General features: G+C 53.9%; 10 protein-coding genes. 6 read left to right on the top strand and 4 right to left on the bottom strand.

From position 1 onward, the window contains the following. Positions 1-14 precede the first annotated feature (14 nt). Together nagZ and ACWI0H_RS12125 are read left to right on the top strand one after the other, a co-directional pair. Positions 15-1,046: a beta-N-acetylhexosaminidase gene (nagZ, locus tag ACWI0H_RS12130; RefSeq protein WP_101145422.1), complete on the top strand. Its 1,032-nt coding sequence runs from the start codon at positions 15-17 to the stop codon at positions 1,044-1,046. A gap of 48 nt (positions 1,047-1,094) precedes the next feature. Beyond that, complete coding sequence (locus ACWI0H_RS12125; RefSeq protein WP_101145421.1) at positions 1,095-1,673, top strand: hypoxanthine-guanine phosphoribosyltransferase; 579 nt, start codon at positions 1,095-1,097, stop codon at positions 1,671-1,673. Positions 1,674-1,693: 20 nt separating this feature from the next. Here the strand turns inward: ACWI0H_RS12125 and ppsR are convergent, their stop codons facing one another. Beyond that, positions 1,694-2,527 carry a posphoenolpyruvate synthetase regulatory kinase/phosphorylase PpsR gene (gene ppsR, locus ACWI0H_RS12120; protein ID WP_101145420.1) on the bottom strand — a complete coding sequence of 278 codons (834 nt, stop codon included), beginning with the start codon at positions 2,525-2,527 and terminating at the stop codon, positions 1,694-1,696. 273 nt (positions 2,528-2,800) lie between these two features. Between ppsR and ppsA the strand changes: the two genes are divergently transcribed. Beyond that, positions 2,801-5,176 carry a phosphoenolpyruvate synthase gene (gene ppsA / locus ACWI0H_RS12115; protein ID WP_101145431.1) on the top strand — a complete coding sequence of 792 codons (2,376 nt, stop codon included), beginning with the start codon at positions 2,801-2,803 and terminating at the stop codon, positions 5,174-5,176. Positions 5,177-5,291: 115 nt separating this feature from the next. Next, positions 5,292-7,082, top strand: a complete 1,791-nt coding sequence (ggt, locus tag ACWI0H_RS12110; RefSeq protein ID WP_101145419.1) for a gamma-glutamyltransferase — start codon at positions 5,292-5,294, stop codon at positions 7,080-7,082. Positions 7,083-7,087: 5 nt separating this feature from the next. Here the strand turns inward: ggt and ACWI0H_RS12105 are convergent, their stop codons facing one another. The 3 genes from ACWI0H_RS12105 to acnB form a co-directional block, all read right to left on the bottom strand. Next, positions 7,088-9,031 (bottom strand): glycerophosphodiester phosphodiesterase family protein, encoded by a 1,944-nt coding sequence (locus tag ACWI0H_RS12105; RefSeq protein ID WP_101145418.1) that lies wholly within the window; start codon positions 9,029-9,031, stop codon positions 7,088-7,090. A gap of 37 nt (positions 9,032-9,068) precedes the next feature. Next, entirely contained in the window at positions 9,069-9,563 is a 495-nt protein-coding gene (gene rraA, locus ACWI0H_RS12100) for a ribonuclease E activity regulator RraA (RefSeq protein ID WP_176303724.1), read from the bottom strand. A 183-nt stretch (positions 9,564-9,746) separates the two neighbouring features. Continuing rightward, positions 9,747-12,350 carry a bifunctional aconitate hydratase 2/2-methylisocitrate dehydratase gene (gene acnB / locus ACWI0H_RS12095; RefSeq protein ID WP_101145417.1) on the bottom strand — a complete coding sequence of 868 codons (2,604 nt, stop codon included), beginning with the start codon at positions 12,348-12,350 and terminating at the stop codon, positions 9,747-9,749. 527 nt (positions 12,351-12,877) lie between these two features. Here acnB and ACWI0H_RS12090 point away from each other — a divergent pair. Then, positions 12,878-13,579, top strand: a complete 702-nt coding sequence (locus ACWI0H_RS12090) for a MiaE family protein (protein ID WP_101145416.1) — start codon at positions 12,878-12,880, stop codon at positions 13,577-13,579. A gap of 27 nt (positions 13,580-13,606) precedes the next feature. Continuing rightward, the gene (locus ACWI0H_RS12085; protein ID WP_101145415.1) at positions 13,607-17,506 is read left to right on the top strand and encodes an ATP-binding protein; all 3,900 of its coding nucleotides are present in this window, start codon (positions 13,607-13,609) and stop codon (positions 17,504-17,506) included. Positions 17,507-17,523 lie beyond the last annotated feature (17 nt).

The following is a 17,523-nucleotide window of genomic DNA, read 5'->3' as shown; positions in this document are numbered from 1 at the left end:
ATGGACCTATCACGATGACTCAACCGTTAGGCCCGGTCATGCTCGACCTTGAAGGCCCGAAATTAACGGCCGCAGAAAAGCGCTTGCTGCTAGAACCGGTGGTAGGGGGCGTTATTCTGTTTGCCCGCAATGTCCAGAACGGCTACCAAGTACGCCAGCTCTGCAGCGATATTCGACGTGTGCGTGCGGACTTATTGCTTGCCGTTGATCAAGAGGGTGGCCGCGTTCAGCGTATTAAAGAAGGGATGACGCGTCTTCCTGCCATGGCTCGCATTGGTGAGTGTTATAGCGCCAACCCCGATGATGGTCTTGCGCTCGCAAAAGATGCTGGCTGGCTATTGGGCATGGAAATGGCCGCCTGCGGTTTGGATCTTAGCTTTGCTCCGGTACTGGATGTCGAAAGCGGCATCTCAAGTGTTATTGGAGACCGAAGTTTTAGCCGCGATCCCCAGCATGTGGCGCAGCTCGGCAGCGCCTTTATTCAAGGGCTCCATGAGGCTGGTATGGCCGCTGTCGGGAAGCACTTCCCCGGTCACGGCGGAGTTGCGGCAGACTCTCACGTTGCGCTGCCGGTGGATGACCGCCCGCTAGAAGTGATTAAACAACGTGACCTGGTGCCCTTTGCCCATTTGGCCGCGCCGTTAGACGGTGTAATGCCTGCGCATGTGATTTACAGTGCTTTCGATACGCGTCCTGCCGGGTTTTCCCCTCATTGGTTGGGTATGCTGCGTGAATCGTTGGGCTTCAAAGGCTGCATCTTTTCTGATGATTTAAGTATGGCGGGCGCCCACGAGGCGGGTGGGCCCAAACAGCGAGCCCAGGCAGCACTAGCGGCTGGTTGCGATATGTTGCTGGTATGCAATGATCGCGCCGCTGCACTTGAGGTGATTGAAGCCTGCCGGGGTATTGAAACCAAACGTCCCGCCAAACTGCGCTACAGCCGTGCACGGCCTGATATCGATGCCCTAAGTGCGTTGGGCAGATGGCGTCGTACCCACGCTAAGTTGGAAGCATTGGCTGATAAACCGAAACCCAATGCTGTGTAAATTCACACGACTGATGTAATTGAAGCTTTTAACCCGCCTGGAGTTTAGATGTCAAAGTTGGATAAAAAAGCCTTAGAGTCATTGGACTCAATGCGTGAATTGATGGATAACGCCGACTGCCTTATTTCTCAGCAAGAGGTAGAGCGGGCACTTGATCGTATGGCGGAAGCGATCACGCGAGATTTAGGCGACAAGCTGCCGGTCTTTTACTGCGTTATGAATGGCGGCTTAATCACCACAGGGCATTTGCTAACCCGGCTGGGCTTTCCGCTTGAAGTGGATTACTTGCATGCCACTCGATACCGCAATGAGCTGCGCGGCGGTGAGCTGTTTTGGCGTGTCTCTCCTGAGGTGCCGATGGCGGGGCGCCATGTGGTGATCGTTGACGACATCTTGGACGAAGGCGCCACGCTAGCCGCCATTTTGGCTTACTGCGAAGAAGCCCAGGCAGCCAGTGTCACGACAGCAGTACTGGTGGATAAACAGCATAACCGCAAAGCGGTGCCCGGTTTAAAGGCCGACTACTGCAGCTTGGAAGTCGCCGACCGTTATGTGTTTGGTTTTGGGATGGATTACAAAGGCTACTGGCGAAACGCGCCGGGAATTTTTGCCCCTAAAGGAATGTAAGTTAGCAGCAGAATGGATCGTTAGCGGGGCGAAAAGCGCCTCGCTAAGCCCGTTTCTGCAATCATCCGCGTTGAGATCTCTTCTACCGAGAAGCGCGTCGCATCAATAAAGGGAATGTGCATGGTGCGATAAAGCGACTCCGCTTGCCCAACTTCTTGAAGACACTGATCAATGGAGCTGTAACGGCTATTCGGCCGCCGCTCATTGCGTATCGCTGATAAACGCCGCGCATCAATGGTAAGCCCAAACAGCTTTTGACGGTGGGGCGCGAGCGCCTTAGGCAGTTTTAACATGCCATCTTCGTCTAAATCATCCTCCGTCAGCGGATAGTTGGCCGCTCGAATACCAAACTGGAGTGCTAGATAGAGAGAGGTAGGGGTCTTGCCGCAGCGTGAGACGCCGACCAGGATAATATCGGCTTTATCGTATTGATGAGTGCGTGCTCCGTCATCATTATCCAGCGCAAAGTGCACCGAGTGAATCCGGTCCATATAGACGTCATCGCTACCAATTGAGTGCGTGCGCCCAACGCTATAGGAAGAGTGAGTATTAAGTTCCTGTTCCAATGGCTCTAGGAAGGTTGAAAAAATATCGACCTTGAAGCCGGATGCTTGCCGAATGACGTTGCGAATTTGTTGGTCAACGATGGTATCAATGATGATCGGACGATGACCGTCGCGGCTGGCTGTCGCTTCGATAATGGCTGCTAGTGCCTGAGCTTTTTCCAGCGTATCGATATAAGGCTTGGTTTGCATATCGATCTCAACATCGCTGAACTGGGCCAGCAGGCTGCGCCCTAAGCTTTCTGCTGTGATCCCGGTGCCATCAGAGATAAAAAAAGCCGTACGTTTCATAGTGACATCCACTGGTAAGTAACTGCGCTATTGTGTGCTGAGCCGTTTGCTAGAGCAACTCGCTATGCGTGCTGGCTAGGGAGGGGCAAAGTGACTGACTACACAAATGACCTAAAAACCCTTCGTGTTGTAAAAATCCTCCATTCCCTTCGCTATTAGACCAATGGCGAATATAGTAGCGCGGTGCTAGGGTGTCTCAATCAATAATCCATGATCCTACGTCTAAACGGCAATATTAGTGATCGTGTCGATGTCTATGAGCGAGGGGGTTACGTGGAAGAGTACATTCTGTGGTTCGATCAACTGGGCATGTCAGACGTCGAACGCGTGGGTGGTAAAAACGCCTCACTAGGTGAAATGATTTCCAATCTGTCCGGTGCTGGCGTAACGGTGCCTGGCGGGTTTGCCACTACCGCTCATGCCTACCGCGAGTTTCTCTCCCACGAAGGCCTTAACGAGCGCATTAATGCCACGCTTGCGCGCTTGGATGTGGACGATGTTAAAGCGCTCGCCGAGGCGGGCCGCACTATTCGCCAATGGATTATTGATACGCCGTTGCCGCCTAGCTTTGAGACAGCCCTTCGCGACGCTTACGGACAGCTCCAGCAACAGCATCCTCAGTTAAAAGTGGCTGTACGCAGCTCTGCTACCGCTGAAGATTTACCCGATGCTTCCTTCGCGGGTCAGCAGGAAACTTTTCTCAATATTGACGGCTTCGACAATATTAAGCGCGCCGTGCACGAAGTATTTGCCTCGCTGTTTAACGACCGCGCTATCTCCTACCGCGTCCACCGTGGCTACGCCCATGAAAATGTTGCTTTGTCGGCCGGTGTGCAGAAAATGGTGCGCTCTGAGATCGGTGCGTCGGGCGTTATGTTTACCTTGGATACCGAGTCTGGCTTCCGCGATGCGGTTTTCGTTACTGGCTCCTGGGGCTTGGGCGAAACTGTTGTGCAGGGCGCAGTCAATCCCGATGAGTTCTACGTGCATAAACCGACCCTGGCGGCGGGCCGCCCGGCAGTGCTGCGCCGTAACTTGGGTTCCAAGTTGATCAAGATGGTTTATGGCCAGGATGCCAGCGCCGGTAAATCCGTTGAAACCGTCAATGTGCCTCATCAAGACCGTGGTCGCTTCTGTATTAATGATCAACAGGTGATGGAGCTGGCTCGTCAGGCCATGACGATCGAGCAGCACTACCAGCGCCCCATGGATATTGAGTGGGCGCTAGATGGCGATGATGGTGAGCTGTATATCGTTCAGGCGCGTCCTGAAACGGTCGTCTCCCAGCAGGAAGGCGGCAAGCTTGAACGTTTCCAGCTGCGCGAAAAAGGCCGCACATTAATCACCGGCAGAGCAATTGGCCAGCGCATTGGCCGCGGTACCGTTAAAGTGGTGCTCAGCCCTGACGATATGGACAAGATCCATGATGGCGACATTCTGGTCACCGATATGACTGACCCGGATTGGGAGCCAATAATGAAACGCGCTTCCGCCATCGTCACCAATCGTGGCGGGCGCACTTGCCATGCCGCCATTATTGCCCGTGAATTGGGCATTCCCGCGGTAGTGGGGTGTGGCGACGCAACGACTCAGCTCAAAGAGGGCATCGACGTTACGGTTTCGTGTGCAGAAGGCGACACCGGCAATGTCTACGAAGGGCTGCTGGAGTTTGACTGCAAAGTCTCCAGTGTCGACGCTATGCCGGAAATTCCCTTCAAGATCATGATGAATGTGGGCAATCCTGATCGCGCCTTTGGCTTCGCCAGCCTGCCTCATGCGGGGGTAGGCTTGGCGCGTCTGGAATTTATTATTAACCGCATGATCGGCGTTCACCCTAAAGCGCTGTTGGAGTACGACACGCTGCCGGTGGATTTGCAGCAGGTGATCGATTTACGGACGGCCGGTTATGCCGACCCCGTCAGTTTTTACGTCGATAAACTGGTTGAGGGGATTTCGACGCTGGCAGCCGCGTTCCACCCGCAGCGTGTGATCGTGCGGCTGTCAGACTTTAAGTCTAACGAATACGAAAACCTGATTGGCGGTAAGCTCTATGAGCCGGGTGAAGAGAATCCGATGCTCGGTTTTAGGGGTGCGTCGCGCTACATTTCTGAAGCGTTCCGGCCCTGCTTTGAGCTTGAATGCAGTGCCCTGAAGCGGGTGCGTGAAGAGATGGGTTTCGAGAATGTCGAGATCATGGTGCCCTTCGTGCGTACCACCGACGAAGCGCGAGAGGTGGTAGAGCTGCTGGCCGCCAACGGATTGGAACGGGGCGGCCCGACAGGCCTGAAAGTGATTATGATGTGCGAACTGCCAGCTAACGCCCTGCTAGCCGATGAGTTCCTTGAGTACTTTGATGGGTTCTCTATCGGCTCTAACGATTTAACACAGTTAACATTGGGGTTAGATCGGGATTCGGGCATCGTTGCACATCTGTTCGACGAGCGTAATGGGGCGGTTAAAAAGCTGCTTGCGATGGCGATTCAGGCGTGTAAAGCGAAGGGGAAATACGTCGGCATTTGTGGCCAGGGGCCGTCAGATCATCCCGATTTGGCGAAGTGGTTGATGGAACAAGGGATCGACTCCGTATCGCTCAATCCCGATGCGGTCCTGGAAACGTGGTTTATGCTCGCAGGCCAAAAAATTGAATAAGTTTGTTTGCTAAAACATTTAGTTTGCGCCCGGACATTGAGCCGGGCGTTGCTGTTTTTATAGACTACTCTTTTATGTGTGTTTTTGTATTTAACTTGTCGCGGAGAGCGCTGAAATGTTCACAAAATCAGCTAAGTTTGCGCTACCTGTGCTGCTGGTAACGCCGCTTTATAGTTGGGGGTTTAGCTACGAGACACCCTCCATTGCTCCTGAAAGCGAGTCTGGCTATGAAGAGAAGCCAGGCTGGGAGGCTGAGTCGTTTGCGGTGGCGGCAGCCAACCCGCTCGCAACCGATGCTGGTTATCAAGTATTGAAAGCCGGTGGTAACGCTATTGATGCGGCCATTGCAGTGCAAATGGTACTGAATTTGGTAGAGCCTCAATCTAGCGGTATCGGTGGTGGTGCTTTTCTAATGCATTACGATGGCAGCGAAGTGCGCGCCTATGATGGTCGTGAAACCGCACCGCAGGGAGTCAATGGCGAGCTGTTTTTAGAGAATGGCGAGCCGCTTGTGTTTAACGACGCGGTGGTTAGTGGCCTTTCTGTCGGTGTGCCGGGTACGCTGCGTATGCTTGAAAAAGCCCATGCAGAGCATGGTGAGCTAGCCTGGGAAGAATTGTTTACACCGGCTATTACCCTGGCCGAAGAAGGCTTTGCTGTCAGCAATCGGTTGCATACCAGCCTGACGAGTGACGAGTTTCTGCGCCAAGATCCGTTAGCCAGCCAGTTTTATTATGATAGCGAAGGAGAGGCTATCGCGGTTGGCGAAATACTCAAGAATCCGGCCTTGGCAGAGGTACTACGTCGCGTAGCAAACCAAGGCAGCGCTGCCTTGCACGAAGGTTCCGTGGCGGAAGATATCGTTGAGCGGGTTCAGAATCACCCTGAGCGGCCTGGTAGTTTGTCGGTTGAAGATATGCGTGGCTACGAGGCGCTTGACCGCGAACCTTTATGTACGCCTTGGCAGCAGTGGGAAGTATGCGGCTTTCCGCCTCCCTCGTCGGGCCATCTCACCGTGATGCAGATCTTGGGCATGCTCGACCAACAGCCGCTGCTTGAAGCCCCGTTAGATAACGGCGCTCCAAGCAGCGGGTGGTTGCACCAGTTTCTGGAAGCCTCGCGGCTCGCTTTTGCTGACCGCGGTCGTTATATCGCCGACCCGGATTTTGTCGAAGCACCGGGGGGCGATTGGTCATTGATGCTGGCCCCTGACTACCTTGAGCAACGCAGTGAGCTCATTAAAGAGATGAGCATGGGCGACAGCGCTGAACCGGGCAATCCCGGCGAGCTTGCCGTTAGTTGGGCCAGCCAGCCCGATCAGCCTGAGCATGGCACTAGCCATATCAGTATTGTGGATGAGGAGGGCAATGCGGTGGCCATGACGACCACCATTGAGCAGGCGTTCGGTTCGCGCATTCTCTCGGATGGCGGAACAGGCCTAGCGGGTGGTTTCTTGCTCAATAATGAGCTCACCGATTTTTCATTTGCTCCTGAAGTGGATGGCGACCCGGTGGCGAACCGAGTCGAGCCAGGCAAGCGCCCGCGTTCTAGCATGAGCCCTACGCTGGTATTCGATCAAGAAAGCGGTGAGCTAGTGGCTAGCTTGGGTTCGCCGGGTGGTGCGGCGATCATTCATTATACGGCCCGCACTCTAATCGCGCTGCGTGACTGGGGGCTGAGTGCCCAGGAAGCACTCAATCTTCCCCATGCCATTACGTTGGGCGGCGATGTTTACATCGAAGAGGGGCGTTTTCCTGAGGAAACTATTGAGTCACTAAGGGAGCGCGGCCACACGGTTAGCGAACGGGAGTTGACCAGCGGGCTACAAGCCATTAGGCGGCTAAACGATGGTACGCTGTTTGGTGGCGCTGACCCACGGCGTGAGGGTGTGGTGATGGGCGATTAGGAGCGCTACTGACGAAGCCAGTTGCGCAGTTTCACTAGCATTAGCGCCCCGTCACTTAACTCACGGCGAATCTGAATAAGCTCTGTTAAACGATCTGGGTAGTCGGTGATGATGGCATCGACGCCTAGGTCAATCAACGTCGACATTCTGGCGCGATCATTAACCGTCCATGCGTGTATTTCGTAGCCGTAAAGCCGTGCCAGGCGAACTTCTCCTTCCGTGATGCGGTTATGGCGTAGGCCGAGTGCATCAAAGCCACGTCGATTGAGTGTGCCGGGCAGAATGAGCTGCGCCAACAAAGTAACTCGTAGTTCTGGCGCCCGGGCATTAATATGCTCGAGTAGAGACGGCGACATGGTCGCCATCCGCATATCCAACAGCGTATTGGGGAAACCGCAGGCGGTATAACCATCAAAGGCGCTTTGTTGGGTTGCCCAGCAGCGGTATCGAATGTCGCTCTCGGTATTTAAGGTATCAATAACGGCATCGGCTAACGCTTGCTCTTGACCCGGCAAGGGCTTGATATCAATCATTAACCCTGCTTTTCCGCGAACTCTTTCGAGCGCTTCGTCCAGGCCAGGAATGTTCTCGCCTTGAAACGCATCTCCAAACCAACTGCCCACATCGAATTGGCTAAGTTGGTCTCTGGTTAGCTCGCCAAACTCACGGCTGTCGCCAGTTAGCCGTGCCATGCTGCGGTCATGGTAGAGCATTACCTGCTGGTCACTGCTCAAGCGTACGTCAATTTCGATATAGTCAGCACCATCAATAAGTGACTGCTCTAATGCAGAGAGGGTGTTTTCAGGAGCCACCATGGAGCTCCCGCGGTGGGCTATCACTGCGACGTTGTCACGAATTTCGAAGCTATTCAGAATCCACCACGCTTGAAGGCCGGCAAAAACAAGCACACTGAGCTCAACCGCCCAGGCAAGGCGCCCTGCGTTCGTATCGTCCGGTGGGGCCGCTGGGCGTGGTTCTTGATGCGCCAGCTGCATGTACAAGCAGGCAGAAAGGAGGGCGTTAGTGGCAATACCCAAAAAGGTAATGGTCAGTGTAATCAGCACATAGCCCAACAGGTACGCCAACATCGCCGGTATGAGTACGGCGTTATGCTCAGGCAGCCACCACAGCAAGGGCGTAAATAGCCGGTCGAATAGCAACGTGGTCAGTAACGGCAGGCTGATAATAATCAGTAGCAAGAGCAACACCGCTGCACCAATCGAACGGCGCCAGCCGCGCGTTAGGCTCACGCTACGCTTCAGTGCTTGCCAGGGGTTGCAACTTTCCAGGGCCACTAAGGGCAGTGCGAGCAGCCAACGCAGATAGAGCCATGAGGCCGCCCATATCCAGGCAATGATCAGGGGGAGGGCGCAGCCAATGAAGTACCACAGTGCAGGAGGGCGCACACGCTGAAGGTAGTAAGGGTCTATGTCGCTCAGCCAGAAGTCGTAAAGCCATGTGAGGCCGGCCATAAAGGGCGCGAGCAATAATAAGTGTGTGCCTACTTGAAGTATGACAAGGCCCGCCAGGGTGTGCAGCCGACGAGTGCTCAGCCAGAGTGCTTCAAGGGCGAGCCGGTAATGGTTATCGCGCGGTCTGACGGCTACCTGCAGCATGCCTGCCTGCTGCCAGTAAATAATCAGAAAAGCGAACCCAAGCCCTATCAGCATGCCTATCAATCCCAGCGGGCTAAAGAGCAGAGCAATCAATTCATCATTGGTGACGACGGTGCGGTTGAGTTGGGCCAGCAGCCCACGCGTCACCCAGGTGATCGCTGGCAGCAGTAAGGCTGAGGCGAGCAGGGTAAAAAACAGGTGATAGGCGATCAGAGGGCGAAGATGATCGCGCAGCGTGCGCAGTAAGGCAGAGCCAAGGTAGGTCAAAGGCTGCATCGTCACTAAACGGTAAGAATGAATCACCAGGGTGGCAGTAAGCACCACACCTGGCAAGTGGACTGTAATCAACCTTTATAGGTAGTAAAAATAGTCAGGAAAGTGACAGCTTTTGCGCAGCAACAATAATGCCGTTGTTATCTGCATATAACCACTGTCCGGGCTGAAGGGTGACGCCTGCAAAGGTGACGTCGATGTCGCGCTGACCTTCACCGTGCTTTTCACTCTTGCGGGGATGGCTTCCCAATGCCTGAACGCCAATCGGCAAGGCGGCGAGTATATCCACATCACGCACGCAGCCGTACATCACAACGCCTGCCCAGCCGTTGGCGACGGCCTGCTCTGCCAGCATATCACCCAGCATGGCGCAGCGATGCGAGCCGCCTGCATCGACCACCAGTACCGCGCCATTACCTGGCTCGGCGACCGCTTGCTTAACCATGGAGTTATCTTCAAAGCATTTAATGGTGCGAATAGGACCGTAAAAGGCTTCAAGACCACCAAAGTTAACAAACAGCGGGTCGAGTACGGCGACTTCTGGGTGCGCATCACAGAGATCGGGTGTCACAATTTGCGTTGAATTCGTCATCACACGCTCCTAATGGTAGAGGCTGTTGATATTAAATTGGTGTCCAAAGGCAGTGCAAAAAAAACGCCCCGCCCTGAAGAACAGTGGCGGGGCGTTCGGTCATCGACTCAGAAAATGCAATCTGTCACATTCTCTGCGATGGTGCGAGCATCGGCGATGGGGTGATCAGACTCAAGCGTTAAATTAAGCTTCTTGAGCGATCGGAATCACGTTAGAGGCGATCTTTTGATACTCCTCTATTTCGTGAAAATTCATATAACGATAAATCTCGCCAGCCATGGCGTCAAACTCACCCATATAACGTTGATACTCTTCAACGCTGGGTAGGCGTCCTTCTACTGCGGCAACAGCCGCCAGTTCCGCTGAGGCAAGGTACACATTGGCACCATCGCCCAGGCGGTTCGGGAAGTTTCGTGTAGACGTAGACACCACGGTGCTCTTGGCAGCAACGCGGGCCTGGTTACCCATACACAGTGAACAACCCGGCATCTCCATTCGAGCGCCTGCACGGCCATAAATGCCGTAGTAGCCCTCTTCAGTCAACTGGTGTTGATCCATTTTCGTCGGTGGTGCCAGCCACAGCCGGGTTTTTAAACTACCGGCAGGCTGCTTTTCAAGCAACTTGCCCGCAGCCCGGAAGTGGCCGATGTTAGTCATGCATGAACCGATAAAGACTTCGTCGATTTTCTGGCCAGCTACTTCTGATAGCAGGCGAGCATCGTCCGGGTCGTTCGGGGCACACAGAACCGGCTCTTTAATTTCAGCCAGGTCAATTTCGATAACTTCAGTGTATTCGGCATCCTGGTCGGCACGCATCAAGCTCGGGTTAGCCAACCATGCTTCCATACCTTCAATACGGCGGCTAATGGTACGTTCGTCGCCGTAACCGTTGCCCATCATCCACTTCAATAGGGTGATGTTGGACTTCAAGTATTCGGTCACGCTCTCTTCTGACAGCGTAATCGTACAGCCAGCAGCAGAACGCTCGGCAGAGGCATCGGAAAGCTCAAAGGCTTGCTCGACGGTTAGGTCTTCCAAACCTTCAATTTCCAACACGCGGCCTGAAAAGGCGTTTTTCTTATTGGATTTGTCGACAGTCAACAAGCCCTGCTTGATGGCGTAAAGCGGAATGGCGTGAACCAAATCGCGCAGCGTAACGCCCGGCTGACGCTGGCCTTTAAAGCGAACCAGTACCGATTCCGGCATATCCAGCGGCATGACGCCGGTGGCAGCAGCAAACGCTACCAGGCCTGAACCGGCTGGGAACGAAATGCCCAGCGGGAAGCGGGTGTGCGAGTCGCCGCCGGTGCCAACTGTGTCAGGCAATAGCATGCGGTTCAGCCAGCTGTGAATGATGCCATCGCCGGGGCGTAGTGAAACACCGCCGCGGTTCATGATGAAGTCTGGCAGAGTGTGGTGGGTATCTACGTCGACCGGCTTAGGATAAGCGGCGGTATGGCAGAAAGACTGCATGACCAGATCGGCCTGGAAGCCTAGGCAAGCAAGGTCTTTCAGCTCATCGCGTGTCATCGGGCCGGTGGTGTCTTGAGACCCAACGGTGGTCATTTTAGGCTCGCAGTACATGCCCGGACGAACGCCGTCCAAACCACACGCTTTGCCAACCATCTTCTGGGCTAAGGTAAAGCCTTTGCCAGTATCTTTGGGCTGATCGGGTAAGCGGAAAACGTCAGAGGCGGGTAGTCCCAGCGACTCACGCGCCTTGCCGGTTAGTCCGCGACCAATGATAAGCGGGATACGGCCGCCAGCACGTACTTCATCTAGGATCAGCTGCGTTTTAAGTTCAAACGTAGTGATGACATCATCGGTGCCATGCTTGCAGACTTTGCCTTCATAAGGATAAACGTCGATGACGTCGCCCATGTTCAGGTTGTTGACGTCCATCTCTACCGGCAGGGCGCCTGAGTCTTCCATGGTGTTGAAGAAGATAGGCGCGATTTTGCTACCAAAGCAGAAACCGCCAGCGCGCTTATTGGGGGCGTAAGGAATGTCGTCGCCAAAGAACCAGAGTACGGAGTTAGTCGCTGATTTACGCGATGAGCCAGTGCCCACGACGTCACCAACGTAAACGACCGGAAAGCCTTTTGCTTTAACGTCTTCAATCTGCTTGAGCGGGCCGGTTGTGCCTGGCACAACGGGTTCAATGCCATCACGCTCGTTTTTAAGCATCGCATTAGCGTGCAGCGGTATATCAGGGCGTGACCAGGCATCTGGCGCCGGCGACAAGTCATCCGTGTTGGTTTCGCCGGGTACTTTAAACACGCTGAGAGTGATTTTTTCAGCTAGGGCCGGTTTAGAGAGGAACCATTCAGCCTCCGCCCACGATTGAATAACGTCTTTAGCAACGCTATTGCCGTTCTTGGCGCGTGTTTCGACATCATGGAAGGCATCGAACATCAACAATGTGTGCTTGAGCTGTTCACCTGCTTCACGGGCAAGCTCCTCGTTATCGAGAAGTTCAACCATTGAAACAATGTTGTAGCCGCCCTGCATGGTGCCAAGCAGTTTAACAGCATGCACCTTGTCGATCAGCGGCGAGCTTGCTTCACCTTTCGCGACTGCAGTTAGAAAACCCGCTTTTACGTAGGCGGCTTCATCAACACCGGGCGGTACGCGATTGGTGATTAAATCGAGAATAAACTCCTCTTCACCGGCCGGTGGCGTTTTAAGCAGCTCAACTACTGACGCTACTTGTTCGGCGGTTAGGGGTTTGGGCGGGATGCCCTCAGCAGCACGTTCCTCGACATGTTGGCGGTAAGCTTCAAGCACGTTGGGGCCCTCTCATCTACGTTCTGATTTACTTTATGGTGACGGCCTACACGTAGCACCGTATTGGCTGCGCAGTGTTGGAAAGTGGACCAATCACATAGGACATACGCTTGACAAACAGCATATGGTTGGATGGCCGAGATTCTACGGCAAACTGTCGACAATGTTAAGCTGGCATGGCGTGACCTCTGTTGTACTTTATGTTGATGTCACGATCTAAATGAATCAAAAAACACCTTTTTATTAGTCGTTTGGCTCAAGTTCAGGAAAGTTTTTACCATTTTCTAAGTTAACATAGGCTTGTGCGGGTGTGATTGAGGTTACAGCGGGTTACCATAGACCTCAATTTATAACCTTAGAGGCATCCTACTAATAGTGTGCTTATAAAGTGTGTGGAGCATTTTTGAGCGAATAACTACATTAGTAATAGGCGATGCAAGGTATAAATATTTGTACCTAACAGGGACTGAGCGTTTTGAGCGCTTATATGTTGTACAATAGTGAAACACAAGATTGGTAATGGTGTTATGTCGATACAACCCAGTACTTTCCAAACCAGTACTTTCCAAACTGATAAATTACAAACGAATGCCTTGCAAAGGGCTGACCATGCGTTAAAAGCGGATGATCTGTTGCCTGAAAGCCTGCGCCAGTTTCTGGCCTGTGCAACCCCTGACGCATGGCTGCAGTGGGCGCTCGAAAATCCTGAAACGCTATTAATTGACCACGCGCAATGTGAAAAAAAAGCCGCTTCTACGGCAATGAGTCTGCTCTATCGCTATGTTGATCAGCCGCTGTTGCTCAGCAAAATGTCGCAATTAGCCCGTGAAGAGCTGCTCCATTTCGAGCAGGTAGTCGCGCTTATGGAAGCACGCGGCGTTGCCTACCAACATTTAACGGCATCACGTTACGCTGAAGGGCTTAGGCGACACTTGCGTAGTAATGATCCCGAACGGCTAATTGATGTGTTAATCATCGGTGCACTTATTGAAGCACGTAGCTGTGAACGGTTTGCTTGTTTGATTCCTTATTTAGACGAAGAGCTTGCCAAGTTTTATCGCACGCTTGTGAAGTCAGAAGGCCGTCATTTTGAAGACTATTTGTTGCTGGCTCGCCAGCAAACAGCAAGCTCTATTGACGAGCGGATCGCTTTTTTTGTGGCGCGTGAAGCGGAGCTGATTACTTCGCCCGATACGGCTTTTCGTTTTCATAGCGGTGTGCCAGCTTAAGCCGCTTAGCCCGGCAGGATGTTTATCATGCGCGATGCTCGTGAGACAGACCAGTTAACCTTATTCGGCCACTTTTCGCTTACCCAGGGCGAAGATGTATTGACCCACTTTAGTTACGACAAAGTGAAAGCGCTGCTTGTTTATCTTTTGCTGCACCGCCAGCCGGTCAATCGGGCTGCTCTGGCAGAGCTGTTGTGGCCCGACCAAGGTTTGTCATCAGGCAGAACCAACCTGCGCCATGCGCTGCACTGTTTGCGCCAATCGTTAGGTGAGAGCGCCGACCAAGTATTAAGCGTCTCCCGGCAAACGATTGCTTTTCAACTTCCTAATAACTGGCAGGTTGACCTCCATACGCTGCAGCAGCTCCTAGAAGGACCCCGCGATTTAAATACCCTTGAAGCGCTGATGTCTTGTTACCAAGGCGACTTGATTGAAGAGCTGCAACTGGCCAACTGTAGCGAATTTCAGCGCTGGTTAGTCCAAGTTCGTAATGAGTGGCGTCAGCGTGTCATTCGTTTTGCTGAGCAGGTGCTCGAAGCTCACGCCGATGTACCTGATTCAATTTTGGAAGCGTTGGTCAGCCGCTTTTCAGGCTACGGTCCCTTTCATGAGCGTTTGGTTCGTCAACTCGCCGAACAAAACCAAATGGCTGCTGCCCATGAGCAATACAACAGCTATTTACAGCTGTTAGCGCTGTCGGGCCAGCAGCCTGAGCCAAGCTTTCTGCAGTTAGCCAGCTATTGGTCAGATGGCCACCACGACCCGCGAATGATGAGCCCTCAAGGCGCCTTTTCGCGCGCGCTGGCAGCGGATAGTAAGCCGCTACGTGAAGATGAAATCGAACTGCGTCAGCTCTCCGTGATGGCTATACGCTTGCATCTAAAAGGGGAGTGGCAAGATCGCGCGGCGACACGCCACTGCCTTACGCTGCAGTTGGAATTACTACGCTGGTTAGAGCAGCAGTGCCATCACTTAGGTGGCTTTTGGCTTCCAGGTGCTACGGGCGGCTTAGGCTTGGCCTGTTTCGGCACTCATGGCCCCGCGCATCAGTTGGCGGAACTAGTGGCGCTTTATGAGCATTGTCGTCAGGCCCTTCCCCAAGAGAGCGGGCGCCACTGGACTGGTGAGGGTAATATACCGCACTTTGAGTTGGCCGCTGGCTTGCACAGCGGTCGTGTGGTGTACCTACCCGAGCGTCAGTTAGCGGACCCGTTAGGGCAAGTCACGCAAATGTCTTTGGAGCTCATGAGCGCAGCAGAAGGTAGTGAGCTGGTTATTTCACAAGAAGCCAGTCAGCATATGCCACCCGCGCTTGACCTTCAGCCACGCCTGGTGTCGCGTTTGATCGCCAGTGATGGCCGTGTACGTTTGCGTGCGCTGGTGTTGGGCCAAAACGAAGGCGGCCGCGATGCACTTCCCCCCAGCTTGGTGGGCCGTGAAACATCGCTGCGTACCCTGCGCGATGCGCTGGCGCGGGCAGGTATTGGCTTGCGCCAAAGTGTATTGGTGCGTGGTGCCTCGGGGATGGGAAAGTCGGCGTTAATGGTCGGTTTTCGCCAATTAGAGCTTAGTCGTGATGCGGCGATATGCTGGCAGCCCACTACGCGTCTTTCGGTGCTAGACCCTTATGGGGTGGCCCGCACATTGGTTGGCTGGTATCTCAAGCAAGCGCTTACTGTTGAAGCCATTCACGAACTACAGACAACGCTAGGGTTTGATCAGCTTGCGGCTGACCGACAGCATCTGCTGGAGCAGGCGCTTGGCGTACATGAAGTACAGGAGATTACCCAGCTTGCCCAAAGTGGCGAAGCCGTTGAGCTGGTCGTGATGCTTTTGCACCGCTTAATTGAGCGGCAAGCAACGACGCACACGCTGGTGTTAATGATTGATGATTTACAGTGGCTGGATGAACCCTCTTTTAAAGTATTGGCAGGGCTGCAGGCAAGATTACCTATCAACACCGCTTTTATGTTGGTAGCTAGTCATCATGGGCGTGAAGCGTTGCCGGTGAAACTGCATTGGGATCAGCAAATCAGCTTAGGTAATCTGGATGCGTTGCAGTCCTCGCGGCTTTTATCACAACTTTCCCGCCGTTACCGCATCCATCTGAGTCCGCGGTTGCGTAATCAAATTATTGAGCGCTGCGATGGTGTGCCTCTGTATATGCAGGAGATTTGCCGTCGTTTGGATATGGATCGCCGAGAAGGGCGCAGTGTCCAGTTTGAAGAACTGCCCAAGGGGTTGTTAGGGCTTTTAGCAAGCCGTATTGATCAACTTGAGGGCGACCGTGAAATTGCCCACGTAGCAGCGGTACTGGGTAAGCGCTTCCGGTTGGATTTTCTACTTGAGTGCAGTGGCTGGGAAAAAGGTCGGCTGAACCAAGCGCTTGAGCATATGCGAGTGCTGGAAATCGTTGAGCCGGTTGATAAAGAGAGTGGCGACCACGAGTTCCAGTTTAGTCACCAGTTGCTGCAGGAAGCCGCTTATCTCTCTTGCCCGAGAGATGTGCGGGTCAAGCTGCACCAGCAGGTGGTGACTTTAATAGAAGAGCGTTTTCCGGTATGGATCAGCCGTCACCCCGGTGATTTCGCTACCCACCTCCGTCGTAGTGGGCACTATGCTCGTGGCGCCCGTTACTTTGAGCTGGCCGCTCGAGAAGCACTCAAGGTCAGTGCCAACCGAACCGCTCTGCGTATGGCGGATTTCGGTTTGGCGAGCCTTCGCCATGTTGAGCACGAGATCGAGCGTGAAGTGAGCCTGCTCACCGTTCGCGGTCAGGCGGCTTTTTCGTTAGAGGGACACGGCTCACCGACTGCCCACGAAAGTTTTGTGCGTGCTCGGGAGCTACTGCGTGAATCGGGCAGTGATAGTCTCGAAGACCCTGAAGACCTGGAACAGATATTCCTGGTCAAATGGGGGCTCTGGGTCGGTCGTAGCCAGCGCTATGCCCATGCGGATGCGTTTGCTTTGGCTTCAACTCTGGCCGATATCGCGTCCCGTCTCGAAGACCCGCGTTATCGCCGTTTAGCCGATTATGCCCGGGCTAATTGCGAGTATTGGGCTGGACGCATTCAGCAGGCGCACGATCACTTGGATGAAATTGATCCGCTGAATGCGCAGATGATGATTGAGTGGCTGCCATTCTCTGATCACCCGCAAGTCTCTGCTGCCTGCTTTCAAGGCTGGGCGCTTTGTTTGCGTGGCGATTATCAGCGCGCTGAACGTCAAGTCTCGTCGGCGATTCGCCTAGCGGAGAAGATTGCACACCCTGGTACTTTGGCGATGGCGCTATTATTTGCCGCGGCGCTTTATCGTCAATTGGGACACGTTCATCTGGCTGCTCGGCACGCCGAACGGGCGGCCGCTATGACCGGCACACCAGATTTGCAGTTATGGCAAATTTCCGCACAAATTATTCTCGGCTGGCAGCGGGCGTTGGCAGGGGATACAGCGGGGCTTATCCAACTGCGTGACAGTCTAGACCAGATGGCCGAGCTGAAAGGGCGTAACCGCTATCAGCGGCCAGTACTCTGGTATTCGGACGCGTGTATTGAGCTGGGCGAGCTAAACGCTGCAGAGGATTACCTGGATCAGTGCTTAGTGATCGCCCGTGAAAGGACAACGCTATTCCTGCCGGAATTAGCCACCCAGCTTGCCAAGGTGCGTGATCTGCTTGGGCATCCCGCCAATGAAGTGAAAGCATTAGCTGAGATGGCGATTAATCAAGCTCGCGAGCATGGCAACCGCCACCAGGAACTGGCGGCCCTTGAACTATGGTTGACGCGCATTGAGCCTAATGACCAGCAGGCCAAAGAGAGTTTCAGGCGCTTGTTGAGCGAAGTCAGTCACAGTGATGCCCCGGTACTGACACGCTGGATCAGCCTGCTGGACCGCCGTTTGCCACACCCCGTGAGTATTGAAAGCTAGTCACAAGGGAGCCAGCC

This window comes from Halomonas sp. NYA30 (assembly GCF_976980765.1).
The sequence above is the reverse complement of the archived record's forward strand: the minus strand, read 5'-3'. Positions and strand labels throughout refer to the sequence as shown.

Coding starts and splice junctions, on each gene's coding strand:
- rraA (WP_176303724.1), bottom strand. CDS start 9,563: ATGACGAATTCAACGCAAATTGTGACACCCGATCTCTGTGATGCGCAC.
- ACWI0H_RS12125 (WP_101145421.1), top strand. CDS start 1,095: ATGTCAAAGTTGGATAAAAAAGCCTTAGAGTCATTGGACTCAATGCGT.
- ppsR (WP_101145420.1), bottom strand. CDS start 2,527: ATGAAACGTACGGCTTTTTTTATCTCTGATGGCACCGGGATCACAGCA.
- nagZ (WP_101145422.1), top strand. CDS start 15: ATGACTCAACCGTTAGGCCCGGTCATGCTCGACCTTGAAGGCCCGAAA.
- ggt (WP_101145419.1), top strand. CDS start 5,292: ATGTTCACAAAATCAGCTAAGTTTGCGCTACCTGTGCTGCTGGTAACG.
- ACWI0H_RS12090 (WP_101145416.1), top strand. CDS start 12,878: ATGTCGATACAACCCAGTACTTTCCAAACCAGTACTTTCCAAACTGAT.
- ACWI0H_RS12085 (WP_101145415.1), top strand. CDS start 13,607: ATGCGCGATGCTCGTGAGACAGACCAGTTAACCTTATTCGGCCACTTT.